At 59.3% G+C, this 13183-nt stretch carries 11 protein-coding genes; 2 read left to right on the plus strand and 9 right to left on the minus strand.

Annotated elements, in window-relative coordinates:
• Positions 1 to 106: 106 nt before the first annotated feature.
• The 6 genes from BSY16_RS21515 to BSY16_RS21540 form a co-directional block, all read right to left on the minus strand.
• Positions 107 to 478, minus strand: coding sequence for a COG4315 family predicted lipoprotein (locus BSY16_RS21515; RefSeq protein ID WP_069061938.1), 372 nt, complete (start codon positions 476 to 478; stop codon positions 107 to 109).
• A gap of 156 nt (positions 479 to 634) precedes the next feature.
• Positions 635 to 2464, minus strand: a complete 1830-nt coding sequence (locus BSY16_RS21520) for an ABC transporter ATP-binding protein/permease (RefSeq protein WP_069061939.1) — start codon at positions 2462 to 2464, stop codon at positions 635 to 637.
• Positions 2465 to 2664: 200 nt separating this feature from the next.
• Complete coding sequence (locus tag BSY16_RS21525; protein ID WP_083243052.1) at positions 2665 to 3231, minus strand: pyridoxamine 5'-phosphate oxidase family protein; 567 nt, start codon at positions 3229 to 3231, stop codon at positions 2665 to 2667.
• Positions 3232 to 4109: 878 nt separating this feature from the next.
• Entirely contained in the window at positions 4110 to 4640 is a 531-nt protein-coding gene (locus BSY16_RS21530; protein WP_171902469.1) for a GNAT family N-acetyltransferase, read from the minus strand.
• Positions 4641 to 4869: 229 nt separating this feature from the next.
• A complete protein-coding gene (locus tag BSY16_RS21535; protein ID WP_069061940.1) occupies positions 4870 to 5337 on the minus strand; it encodes a GNAT family N-acetyltransferase in 468 nt (155 codons plus the stop codon).
• A gap of 79 nt (positions 5338 to 5416) precedes the next feature.
• Positions 5417 to 6541 (minus strand): MFS transporter, encoded by a 1125-nt coding sequence (locus BSY16_RS21540; protein ID WP_069061941.1) that lies wholly within the window; start codon positions 6539 to 6541, stop codon positions 5417 to 5419.
• A gap of 204 nt (positions 6542 to 6745) precedes the next feature.
• Between BSY16_RS21540 and BSY16_RS21545 the strand changes: the two genes are divergently transcribed.
• Entirely contained in the window at positions 6746 to 7363 is a 618-nt protein-coding gene (locus BSY16_RS21545) for a TetR/AcrR family transcriptional regulator (protein WP_069061942.1), read from the plus strand.
• Positions 7364 to 8215: 852 nt separating this feature from the next.
• On the opposite strand, the gene BSY16_RS21550 is transcribed toward BSY16_RS21545, so the two are convergent.
• Positions 8216 to 9124 (minus strand): LysR family transcriptional regulator, encoded by a 909-nt coding sequence (locus tag BSY16_RS21550; protein WP_069061943.1) that lies wholly within the window; start codon positions 9122 to 9124, stop codon positions 8216 to 8218.
• 110 nt (positions 9125 to 9234) lie between these two features.
• On the opposite strand from BSY16_RS21550, the gene BSY16_RS21555 reads away from it, so the two are divergent.
• Positions 9235 to 10269 carry an aldo/keto reductase gene (locus tag BSY16_RS21555; RefSeq protein ID WP_069061944.1) on the plus strand — a complete coding sequence of 345 codons (1035 nt, stop codon included), beginning with the start codon at positions 9235 to 9237 and terminating at the stop codon, positions 10267 to 10269.
• A gap of 316 nt (positions 10270 to 10585) precedes the next feature.
• Here BSY16_RS21555 and BSY16_RS21560 read toward each other — a convergent pair whose 3' ends face one another.
• Together BSY16_RS21560 and BSY16_RS21565 are read right to left on the minus strand one after the other, a co-directional pair.
• Positions 10586 to 12019 carry an aldehyde dehydrogenase family protein gene (locus BSY16_RS21560; RefSeq protein WP_069061945.1) on the minus strand — a complete coding sequence of 478 codons (1434 nt, stop codon included), beginning with the start codon at positions 12017 to 12019 and terminating at the stop codon, positions 10586 to 10588.
• Positions 12020 to 12032: 13 nt separating this feature from the next.
• Positions 12033 to 13181: a fumarylacetoacetate hydrolase family protein gene (locus BSY16_RS21565; RefSeq protein WP_069063618.1), complete on the minus strand. Its 1149-nt coding sequence runs from the start codon at positions 13179 to 13181 to the stop codon at positions 12033 to 12035.
• Between the last annotated feature and the right edge of the window lie 2 nt (positions 13182 to 13183).

Consider the following 13183-nt stretch of genomic DNA (forward strand, 5'->3'; position numbering starts at 1 on the left):
GCACAGCAAAGCCGGCACCCTCGACTGAGAAATTTGCCGGCTCCGTCATTCTTTCGCTGGACAGCGGGCGATCCGAAGATCGCCCGTTCAAGGGATTGCGGATTGGTTACTTGGCCAGATGCCAAACGCCCCCGACGCCGTCGCCGTTGGTTTCACCGGCCTTCTTGTCCTCGACATAGGTGTAGAGCGGCTTGCCTTCATAGGCCCACATCTCCATGCCGTCCGCCGCCTTGACCAAAGACCATTCTCCTTCAGCCTTGGCGCTCGCGGCGGCGTGGAATGCCGGCCATTTCTTCAGGCAGTCCGCATCGCAGTTTGACTTGTCTTTGGCATCCTTGTCGAAAGTGTAGAGGATCATCCCCTTCTCGTCGGCCAAAGCCTTGCCCATCTTGGTGTCGACCATCTTGGCAGGCTCGGCTGCGAACGCCGACCCGCACAGAGCAGACACCAGGCCGATCGCAATCAACATCGTTCTCATGACATTCTCCAATTCGGGAGTGCCGGCGGAATGCCAGTAGCGCCCGATCTAACGAGGAGAAACCCATCAGGGCTGGAAGAGGTTCCCTTCGGCGTCATCCAATCGGAACGGTCAAAACGGCAGCGGGCGATTCCAGTCGAGCCGGCCCCGCCGTCGTCACCCCTCCGCCGCCTGACGCCACGCCGCGATGGGTGTTTTTTCCGCCACGCCGTTCTCAACGGAGAGCACGCTGTCGAAGAAATCGGCACCGCTCGCGGATCGTATGGGCGAAACGTCATGCATGACGGCGATCACCGTCGCCTCCGGGCAATGGTCCCTGATCGCCTGATGGAACGCGTACACGGCCTGGGTATCGAGCGCGCTCGTTGCCTCGTCGAGAAACAGCAGGCCGGGCCGGAGCAGGAGGATCCTGGCAAGAACAAGCTTCTGCTTCTGGCCTCCGGACAAAAGCAGGTCCCAGCTTTGGCCGTCGCGGCCTTCCTTCAGGAGTTCGTCGATGAGTTCGCCGAGCCCCGCCTCGTGCAACGCCACCGCGACGCGCGTATCGGGGTAGTCCCCGGCCGCGTCCGGAAGGCAGACGAGATCCTTCAAGGACACTGCCTGAAGCTTGACGTCCTGGGCGGCATACAGGGTCCTGACATGCCTCGGCATCGCGATCTTGCCGCGACCATGCGCCCATAGACCGTTGATCGCCTTGAGAAGCGAGGTCTTGCCGCTCCCGGACTCGCCAACGACCAAGGTCCACTCGCCCGGCAGGAACCGTAGATTTGTGGCGGCCAGAAAAGGAAGATCGGCGCCCGCATGCAGAAGCTCGATCTGCCGAAGAGCGAGACCGAGCGCGGAATCCTGCTTCGTATACTGGAATTCGTACAGGCCGGTTTGCGAATAGAATACCTCGGGTCGCTGAACGGTTTCGATCGCCTCCGCGAGATCGGTTATGCGGCGGGCATTCGCCCTCAGCGTTGCAATGTCGGGCATGACGTGAATGAACCACGAACATTCGTTGATGAGCGCATTGGCCAGCTCGGCACCCGTAACGTAGTGCTGCAGGCTGACCTTGTTGTCCATGTAGGGAATCAGGCCCGGCGCATAGGCGACGATTCGCGAGCCGATGAAATTGTGGACGAGTTCGAACCCCAAATAGCCGGCAGTCACCCGGTTCAGGCTAGCCCAGGTTTTGTCGATGTCGAGATACCGGCGCGCATTGACGACCTTCTGGGCCCTTTCGCCATGGAGGACGGCAACATGGAAGCTGCGATGCAGCAGGGTGTTCAATTCGGCGCGGTAGCTGCCCTCGGCCCATTGCATGCGCACCGACAGGCGCTGGAGGATCCCACCGAGCTTCGCCGCGACGACGGTGTTGAGCGACACGTAAATCGCGACCGCCGCGAAGGCCAGGAACGCGCTGCCATAGCTGCCCAGGAACGCGAGCCCTCTGACATGGCTCGACATCTCGATGAGCTTTCTGCCGACGAAGCCAAGGGACAGCACGACGCCGGCAATGCCCATCGCGAGCCCGATTGCGCCCCCGGTCATGCCTTTGATCGATTCCTGGACGCGTTGATCGACATTGTCGGGCGCGGGGGTAGCCGATCCGGTCGCGTCGGATCCGAATTGCTGAAGATGGAAATGCGTGTGGTTGGTATCGAGCAGGGCTTCGTTGAAGCGCCGGTCGAGCCATTCGCGCCACTTGCGGTGGAGCGTGGTCGAAAAGAAATGGCGGACTGCAGTGAAACACACGTCCTTCAGGATGGCGATCGCGGCAAGCGTTGCCGCTGTCGTCAGCAGGGCCGTGGGGGTGGTGCGGGTGGTCGGATGGTGGAAGTAGGCGATCCGGTTGATCAATTCGCCCGAGGTGACGGCGAACCAGACGCTGGCTTGGGCGGACAATGCCGTCAGCACGAGGATGGCGGATGTCAGTCCCCAGGCCTCGCGCCAGCTTTCGGAAAGCCAATAGGCGCGCATCAGGCCCCAGAAGCTGCGCATCGAGGAAACCGGGCTTGCAGGGCCACGCGTCTCGCCGCCGAGCAGCCTTCTTACGGATGCGCCTATTCGCCGGGCATGACTGCGCATGGCGACTTCATCTCCCCGAACCGATGCAAGCGGAAACCTGGGGCAGGCGCCGCGGATGTCAAATCGAGACGGCGAGGCCTTCAGGCTCGCTCACAGGAATGTCGCCCCTGACGTCAGGCCATCGTGGCCTGCCGCCCCGACAATGTGTCGATCTCCACGCGATAGAAGATGGGCCGCGTTTGCGCGTCCGGATACGCAACTCCTTCGGGCTTGTAGGCGCCCGGTTCCCACCAGTTGCCGCGCTCCTGCAGGAGCCGCCAGGCACGCATGTGTTCGCTATTGTCCTGTTCGTCGTCAGGCATTTCCCGGTAGACGCCCTCCAGAAGCACGCTCTTCCACTCTTCCAGCGTCGCCAGCTGCTCGACCTGCACGCAGACATGTGGATTGAAGCGAAGACTGTCGATCTTCTTTCCCGGCAGGGAAAAACTGTAGAAAACGCGTTTCTGGTAGACGTAGCGGATCGGCACGACATAGGGCCGGCTGCCCGAGATACATCCCAGATGGCCTATGCTGTTCGCCGACAGCGCGGCCTCGCATTCCGCTCTTGTCATATCCCGCAAAATCATTTCGACCTCCTGGCATCGCTGCCTTGGAAAGCGCAGCGGTAGATGCCCGCTGCCTGCGATCGACTCTGCGCCTTTTTCCGCGCTGCGGCAAACGGGGCAATGCGGCGGACGCATCGCAGCCACGCCGATTTTCCTACCGAACAAGACCGCTCATGGAACGTTCGTTCGAAGTGAGGTGCAATCCGTCCGCAGCCTGCCACCTACGGTAACGCGGCGGAGACGGTAGCGAGCACTCACAGGAGCCTGCCATGGACATCACCACCCTTCTCATCATCGTTCTTATCGTCGCCGTATTGGGCGGCGGCTTTTATGGCCGTGGGCGTTGGTATTAAGCCACACCTTCCCACTGCTCGCTGGCGGCGAGCCAACCCCGGGGAACGTGAAGAGGAAGAAGCAGTGTGACCGGCGCCGCGCCGGTCAAGTTTTTTCGTTCCGAAAGAGTACGGCCACCGTCGCTGTACAAGAACCGTGTTCTTTGAGCTCCCTTTTAAGCTCTTGAACACGGACTCGGCCCCCCGACCCGGTCGTTCAGGTGACTTATGTTCGCTTTGAATTTCCTAATCCGAGAAACAAGTTCCGCTCCGGAATGAACGCTCTGGGCACGGTTGCAGACCGTCCGGTCCTGGAAGCGTGGTGACATAGCTGCTATAGAAGCGCGCATAGAGCGCGGGCGACCTCTATGACCGCTTCCGCCCCCATTGCGGCCGTTCGATGATTCGAGACGAAGACGACTAAGGCGGACGATATAGGTTCCTGTCGTATTGAATCATATTTGCTGCAGGTTTCAGGATTTTTCCGGCAAATTACGGACAGCCTTACAGCTTGGCTGGCTGAAAGCTGTGATTAAGCGTTGAAGTTTGACCCCTTTCGGCGCGGACGAATGACCCCGGTCTTGGTAGATTAACATACTGATTAATTTGTGGTTTAGGCAATGTGACTGAGGTCAACCCTCGGCGCCGATGGTTGGGTCAAACACCACGCCGAAACACATATCAAAGTATAAGGCTCATCTGAACAGTCGCAAAGTACACACCGTCGAACCTCATTCCATGGCTTTTCACGCAATCAAGACGGAAATCGAATTTCTCGTAAAGCCGAATAGCCGGCAGATTGTCCTCGCGCGTCTCGAGTTCGATACAAGTAATGCCTTTCACCTTTGCCTTCTCGATACAAGAATGTAACAAAGTTTCGCCTACTTTCTGGCCTCTGTAGATTGGCAGGACACCCATTCCGAGGCTTCCTCGATGGGAGATCGCGTCCTGCCAAGCGGAGAAGATATCCGCCCAACCAACGACGCGGTCGCCGTCCAAAGCAACAAACTGGATGCTATCGTTGATGACACTTGCTTCAACGAACTCCTGCACTTTCTCCAGAGGTAATACCTTAGTCTGAGCGAGATACCGCCTCTCCCGTGCAACGACATCAAGGCACGAATGGAAACTTTCCGCGTGTTCTACTGAGATTGGCGCAACGACGAAGGACAACTCAGCTCCTGTTACTGAAACGGTGAGGATGCGATCCACAATCAAACCCTACATCCACCAGTGTTAGCGGGGATAAATCTCGTGCGAATTGGTTAACATAGCAACGCCCGAAACTCCCCGGTGTCGGAAAAGCTAACCGGGACAGCGGCGATTGCGCGATTTTTCTTTCAGGCATCGTCTCCGCCGCGAGGAAGCTATTGTCAATCGAGAGAAGGCTTCCGCAGGATGCCTCCGTCACATTCGTTCGGCTTGCCAAAGCGAATGGCTATTACAAGACCTTTGTCATGACCGGCACGGTTGACCCCAGCGGTGTCTTCTCCTCACCGACTATCGAAAAGCCGACGGACTTATAGAAATGCACGGCACTGGCACTGGACACCACCCGGATACCGGTGGCGTGGCGTGCGATTAGCTCACGCTGGGCGGCCTCGAAAATCATCCTCCCGATGCCCCGTCGCCAATAACTTGGATCGACGAACATGCCGTCGAGCTCAGTATAGGCGCTCTCGGCGATGACGAAGGAAGCAAAACCCACCACCACGCCATCGGCTTCTGCCAGCACAACTTGACCGGACGATATAAGCTTGGCATCAACGTTGAGTAACTCCCTCTCCTCCATAAGTCGTCGAAGCACCTCGCCCGTCTCAACAGCTAGCGACGCGTTACGCATCACGGTATTCAACTGTTTCTGATCGGCGGGGATGGCGCTGCGAACCTTTACATGGGAGGTCCTCATCGCCACCCGACATAGCCAGTTTGAAGTCCAAGCTCTTCCTTGAGGATTTTAGCTTTTCGAATACCAATGTATCCTTTCACTAGCGGATGATCCTTTTTGCAAGCTGCGATAACACGAGGGCAATGGCAGCCAGGGTGGCCGCGATATAGCTGACACGATCCGCTCCGATCCAATCGACACCGAGACCGCCAACCAATCCTGATAGTGCGATAGCCAGATAGAGGATCGCTTGGTTCAACGAGATCAGAACGGCTCCTGACTCCGGTTTCAGTGCGATCAGCATATGCTGCTGTGGTGTGGTGATTGCGAATGCAGCAATCGCAAAAAACGCAACCACGACGTAAGCCGACGACAGGTTTCCGATTGCATGGGGGATAGCCAACAAACTGGCTATCAGCCAAACGAGTGCAATCGCCACAACTTTCGGGCCCCCGATACGGTCTGCGAAGATACCTGCGGTAAGATTGCCCAGTGTGCCGACGATACCGAGCGTCAGCATCAATCCTGCCAGATTAAGGCTGCTTTCACCCGTCGCTGGTTCGAAGATCACGCCAATGTAGGTATAGGGAATATAGACGGCGGTGAAGGCAAGGAGCGTGACACTAAGAACCGTAAGAATGTGAGGCTCGCGAAGCAGGCGTGTCTGCTGGCGGATGCCACTTGACTGCGCTGTCAAAGTCTTGTTTGGGACCAGAGCGAGCACGCCGAGCGCCCCAACGATCGCAAGAGCGGCCGCCAGCCACAATGTTGTCCGCCATCCGAAGAGGCCGCCAAGCACCGTACCGAACGGAGCTCCGAGCGAAGCGGCGGCCGTGAATCCACTGACTACAATAGCGATAGCTTTCCCGCGATGCGCCTCGGGAACCAGAGCCGCCGCGGTTACTGTTGCGTTCGGCACGAATAGACCAACACCGAGCGCAGCCAGGATTTGGCCCGCGATAACGTGCCAGTAGTGTGGCGCCAGCGCGGTCCAGACACTCCCGGTCAGATAGACCAATATGGCGATCAAAAGTACCTGCCGGCGTTGCCATCCACGGGTAAAGGTTGTCAGAACGGGGCCCGCTAAAGCACATGTAAGTGCAAATACGGTTATCACCTGTCCTGCCGTGCTGACAGATATGTCAAGGGATCGACTAAGAAGTGGCAAGAGGCCCGCCAATACGAATTCGCCTGTGCCAACTACGAATACGCCAAAGGCCAACATAGAGACGGTGACCCAGTGACGGGTGAGTTGTGACGTTTGCACATTGCTCGGTGTTGACCTGTTCATTGGTTTCCTTTCGACGGCACGGTGGCGTTAGAACTGCTGCGGAGCGCTCGTTCCCTTGACCGGCTGAACTCGTTTTGATATACATACGACCGTATATATAAATGGATTTGGAAGTCAACCCAAATTGGAGGCGTTGAGATGATGGAATTGGATCGCAGGCGCCAACGAGGAGAGCGGGCGCGCGCTCAAGTCCTTGAACATTCGACAGCAATCGCGTCGACGGAAGGGCTCGCGGGCCTCTCGATCGGTCGGGTGGCCACAGAGGCCGGCGTGGGAAAGGGTAATATCCAGGTGCTGTTCGGCGACAAGGAGGCGTTGCAACTCGCCACGATTGAGAGTGCGGTCGCTCTGTATCAGCAAAACGTGGTGGATCCCGCGATGCAGGAACCCACGCCTGCTACAAGACTTAAGGCACTCGTCGATGGATGGTTCGGCTTTGTCGAGGCGCGCACTTTGCCTGGCGGCTGCTTCATCAATGCAGTCAGCAGCGAATATCGAGCGCGCCCTGGACGTATTCGCGATCGCATCAACGAGCATCGAAAAGAAATCCGCTCCCGTTTCGCTGACTTGATCCGTGCTGCTCAGGAAGAGGATGAATTGCGGACCCATCTGGATGTCGAGCAGATGGTTTTTGAGCTTGTGGCGTATCAGGCAGCGGCGAATGTCGCCTCGTCGATGGGCGATTCCGGCGAATTTTTCCGAGCCCGAACCAGTTCAGTCGAACTCGTTCGTCTTGCTACGACAAGGGAGAACTAAGATGGCTGTTCTGGCTACCGAGGGCGACGTTAGCTCGCCTTTCCATATAGGTGAGGAAGCTATCCAGGATCGCTTCGGCTTCAAAGAGCGGTCAGCGCGGACCCCCCGCGATCAGTAAATTCCTGATGGAACAGCAAACGGTTTTTTTCGGCCATCTTTCGTCCAGAGCGTTTCATCTGTGCACCGGACCCGCGGCATCTGTCCATTTCTGCCATGCCTGAGCTCGATGATCCCTTGATCAATGCGCTAATGCCCGGCAAACGGATAGCGGTTTTAGGGTTCGATCTTGCAACCAGGCGCCGTAACCGCGTTAATGGCTGTAGGGAGGAGATCGCGTCGGAAATTCCATACTAGCGGATCATGGGTAACGAAGCGTTAACCCTGGGCTCGGCGTGGGTGTCGTTCGGCTGCTGCCCTGAAGCGGAGATTTTCGTTCCATGATCTCACGACGTCCGAACAGGTACCCCTGCAACTGATCGGGAGCTTTAGCGGTCAGGCGGACTCGCTGTGCTTCCGTTCGATGCCCTCGACGACAACCCTCAGGCCAAGACTCCTGCCGAGCGCCAGATGGTCTGATGACCGATTCGTTCGGCCGGAGCCCGTCAAGCAGGATAGCGAAGCAAACATGCGTTATGACCACTCGATTGCGCGTCTTTCAGTTTCAACGTAAATCGTAACTATCCCTTCGTGACGCCCTCTTTGCGGAAAGTAGTTCAGCCCAAGGACGAAAAGCGCAAGCTGCCTATTAACGTGCCATCACCCATGACGGGCGAGATCGAGTACCTATGGATAGTCTTGGTCATAAAGGGATCAGAACCACTGATCTCTTGTTGGCTCAGTTGAGCATCCGCCTCAGTCAGAAAGTCGCGCCCGCGCCGCCAGGAAGTCAAGCATCACCCTCACCCGGGACGGAAGCGTACCGCCCTGGCCCTGAAACACCGCATGGAAGGTCTCGCGATCTCCTGGGTTGAGGTGCTCGGCAATCGGCACCAGTCGCCCGGCAGCGATATCGTCGCGGACCGTGAACGTCGCCATCCGCGCCAATCCGACACCTGCAAGTGCCAGCCGGCGCAACCCCTCCCCGTCGCTCACACGCACCCTTTCGCTTGGCGGCAGCTGGACCGGCAAACCATTTTCCAGCACCGGCCATCCATCCACAGCCCTGGCATAGTTCAGGCTCAGGCGGTTGTGGGTTCTGAGGTCGTCCAAGCTTTCCGGCTTGCCTTGGCATTCGAGATAGGACGGCGCCCCGACGATCGTCATCGACGTACTGCCGAGCTTGCGCGCGATCAGCGTCGACGACTTCAGCGGACCAGCGCGGATCGCGATATCGACGCGCTCGGCCATCAGGTCGACGACGGCGTCGGTCTGGATAATGTCGACGGCGAGTTCCGGAAACGAACCCAGAAGGTCCGGTAGAAGCGGCATCAGTACATGCGTAGCAAAGGAAGCGCTGGCGTTGAGGCGAACGCGGCCGGCAGGGGTGTCGCCGGCCGCTGCCTGCCTCTCCGCATCATCGATATCGGCGAGGATGCTGGCCGCGCGCTCGTGAAATGCGCATCCCTCCGGCGTCAACTGCAATTGACGCGTCGACCGGTTGATCAGCCGAACGCCAAGCCTCTCTTCGAGCCTCTGCACCAGCTTGCTCACCGCCGATGGCGTCATGCCGCATTCGCGAGCAGCTGCTGAGAAGCCGCCGAGTTCGACAGCCCTGACAAAGACGGCCATTTCGCCGGAGCGATTGATCTGTTGTCGCGCCATGTGACTTCAGCTCACAAATGATGTTCCTGCAAATGGTCTATCTATCAAATCCCCAAGACACCACCTTCCATTTGCCAACGCAGGCATGCTCGCACAAAGGAGTTCGAACAATGGAATACAGACGGCTTGGATCGTCCGGGTTGAAGGTTCCCGCGCTGTCTTTCGGCGCCGGAACGTTCGGTGGCAAAGGGCCGCTTTTCAGCGCGTGGGGCAACAGCAACGACACCGAGGCACGCCGGCTTATCGACATCTGCATGGAGGCGGGCGTCAATCTTTTCGACACGGCAGATGTCTATTCGGACGGCGCCTCCGAAGAAGTGCTCGGCGCGGCGATCAGGGGACGGCGCAGCGACGTTCTGATCTCCACCAAAATGGCGTTGCCCATGGGCGACGGCCCGAACGATGCCGGGTCCTCGCGTTCACGCCTGATCAAGGGAGTGGACGATGCGCTGCGCCGGTTGGGTACCGATTACATAGACCTGATGCAACTGCACGCCTTCGATGCCTTCACGCCCATCGAAGAGGTGTTGTCGACACTCGACACTTTGGTCAGCGGTGGAAAAATCCGGTATGTCGGCGTTTCCAATTTCGCCGGCTGGCAACTGATGAAATCGCTGGCAGCGGCAGAGAAAGGCGGCTATCCGCGCTATGTCGCACATCAGGTCTATTATTCGCTGGTTGGGCGGGACTACGAATGGGAGTTGATGCCGCTTGGGCTCGATCAGGGCGTCGGCGCGCTCGTCTGGAGCCCGCTCGGCTGGGGGCGCCTCACCGGCAAGATCAGACGCGGCCAACCCTGGCCGGACGGAAGCCGCCTGCATGATACGGCCTCGTTCGGTCCGCCGGTCGATGACGAAAAGCTCTACGACATCGTCGATGTGCTTGACGAACTGGTCGGTGAAACCGGCAAGACGATCCCACAAATCGCCATCAACTGGCTGCTGCAGCGCCCGACGGTCTCAAGCGCCATCATTGGCGCCCGCAACGAAGAGCAGCTACGTCAGAACCTCGGCGCCATGGGCTGGTCCTTGACCCTGGACCAGACAGCGCGGCTGGACAAGGCCAGCCAGAAGACCGCCGCCTACCCGTACTTCCCCTATCACCTCCAGCAAGGCTTTGCGCGCCTGAACCCGCCGGCGGTGTGATCCCCTTCCCATTTTAACAAGCGGGTGCGTACGCCATTGTAGAACTGGGAGTACGAACTCCGCCAACAACCGCATACTAAGAAACCGGCCGGGTGATTTTGCCCGGCCTTTTCACGAGAATGGCGACGGGCTGGCCAAACTGAACCTATCGACTTGGTGTGATAAGCAAGGCTTCAAGAATTGCAAAACTCTTGAAAGGAGCCGAACCATCGACCCGATATCCCATGCTAATGCATAATTCCGAATCGGGAGGCAATCTGCTCACCTTGTTAAAAGTATACTCACCACTACCCGGAAAAGCCGGACAGCCTTTGTCTCACGCCAGGGTGTAGGCGGTCTTGACGGTTGTGTAGAATTCGTTGGCGTAGCGGCCCTGCTCGCGCGAGCCATGCGACGAGCCCTTGCGGCCGCCGAAAGGCACATGGAAATCAACGCCCGCCGTCGGCAGGTTGACCATGACCATGCCGGCCTCGGCATTGCGCTTGAAATGCGTCGCGTGCTTGAGGCTCGTCGTGGCAATGCCGGAGGACAGGCCGAAAGGCGTGTCGTTGGCGACAGCCAGCGCCTCCTCGTAATCCTTGACGCGGATGACCGCGGCGACCGGGCCGAAAATCTCCTCCCGCGAGATACGCATGTCGTTCGTCGCCTCGGTGAAGAGCGCGGGTGCCAGATAGAAGCCGGGCGTGTCGCGCTTCAGCAACTCACCACCGAAGGCGAGTTTTGCACCCTCTTGTCTGCCGATCTCGATATAGTCCGTGTCCTGCTTCAGCTGGCTTTCATCGACCACCGGACCAATATGCGTGCCGGCCTTCAGCGCATCATCGATGACGACGCTCTTCAGGCGCTCACCGACGGCAGCGACGAACCTGTCGTGGATGCCTTCGGTCACGATGACGCGCGAGGAGGCCGTGCAGCGCTGGCCGGTGGAGAAGAAGGCCGAGTTGACGGCGGCTTCCACGGCGACGGTGAGGTCCGCATCGTCGAGCACGACGAAGGGATTCTTGCCGCCCATTTCGAGCTGGTATTTGCGATTATGTTCGACGGAGGCGAGTGCGACGCGTTTGCCCGTGCCGGTCGAGCCGGTAAATGTGATGGCCTGCACGTCGGGGCTGTCGAGCATGGTCTGGCCGACAACCGAGCCCTTGCCCATGACGAGGTTCAGCACACCCTTCGGCAGGCCGGCGCGCACGAGGATATCGACGATCGCCCAGGAACAGCCGGGCACCAGTTCGGCCGGCTTGAAGACGACGGTATTGCCGTAACACAGCGCCGGCGCGATCTTCCAGGCGGGGATGGCAATCGGGAAGTTCCACGGCGTGATGATGCCGACGACGCCGATCGGTTCGCGGGTGATCTCGACGCCGATGTTCGGGCGCACCGAGGGCAGCACTTCGCCGGCAAGGCGCAGGCACTCACCTGCGAAGAAATCGAAGATCTGGCCGGCGCGCACCGTCTCGCCGATGCCTTCGGCCAGCGTCTTGCCCTCTTCGCGCGACAGCAGGCGGCCGAGTTCGTCCTTGCGGGCGAGGATCTCGTCGGCGGTCTTGCGCAGAATCGCATGGCGTTCGAGGATGCCGGAGCGCGACCAGGCCGCGAAAGCCGCCTTCGCCGCCGCAATGGCCGCCTTGGTGTCCTCGACCGAAGCGCGGGCATATTCGCCCACCACGTCGTCGGTATTCGACGGGTTGATGTTGCGAATTGCGTCCGAGCCGACCCATTCGCCGGCAATCAGGTTCTGGTGCATCGTCATGATAGATCTCCGTCTAGATCAGCTTGCGCGCGGCAAGGTTGCGCATGAGATGGGACGCGCCGAAAGTCCAGGGCGGGCATTCGTTGGACAGCTTCACTGTGTTGACGAGAGCACCGAGCTTCTCGTTGGAAATTGTCACGACGTCGCCGATCTTGTGAGTAAATCCCTGGCCCGGCGCATCACGGTCCTCGACGGGCGCAAAGAGCGTGCCGAGAAACAGCACGAAGCCATCCGGATATTGGTGATGCGCGCCGCGCGTCTGGGCGACGAGATCGAGGGGGTCGCGGCTGATTTCCTTCATCGAACTTTTGCCGCGCAGCACGAAGCCGTCCTTGCCTTCGACGCGCAGGTCCAGTTCCGCATTGCGCACGTCGTCGATCGTATAGGTTTCGTCGAATAGGCGGATGAACGGGCCGATCGAGCAGGAGGCGTTGTTGTCCTTGGCCTTGCCGAGCAGCAGGGCCGAACGCCCTTCCACATCGCGCAGGTTCACGTCATTGCCGAGCGTCGCACCCTTGACGCGGCCTTCGCTATCGACTGCAAGCACGATTTCCGGTTCGGGATTGTTCCACTTCGAAATCGGATGCAGGCCGACGGCGGCACCCGTCCCGACGGAAGACATGATCTGCGATTTCGTGAAGATCTCGGCGTCAGGGCCGATGCCGACTTCGAGATATTGCGACCACAGGCCTTCCTCGATCAGCGCGGACTTCACCCGCTGAGCGTCTTCCGATCCTGCCTTCAGGTCGCGAAGGCTGGCGCCGATGATCTGCGACACCTTTTCCCGGATGTTTGCAGCGCGCTCGGGATTGCCCGCCGCGCGTTCTTCGATAACCCGCTCGATCATCGAACGGGCGAAGGTGACGCCGCTGGCCTTGATCGCCTGAAAATCGATCGGCGCCAGCAGGTGAAGCTGGGAGCGGCTCGGCTCGCTGTGCGACAGCAGGTTTTCCAGCGGCCCGAGTTCGCGGCCTTGCGCGTTGCGGACAAAATCCGCCGGTGCCTCCAGCTCCAGAAGATCACGCACCGTAGCGCAGGCCTTCGCCGTGATATCGTAGACGCGGCCGTCGCGGATCGTCACGAGGACCGGCCCTTCGGCCTCCGGCGACCAGACCCGGCCGACGAAACATCCTGTTGCAAAGCTTGAAATAGTATCGGTCACGA

The sequence above is a fragment of the Sinorhizobium sp. RAC02 genome (genome assembly GCF_001713395.1).
Lineage (GTDB): Bacteria > Pseudomonadota > Alphaproteobacteria > Rhizobiales > Rhizobiaceae > Shinella.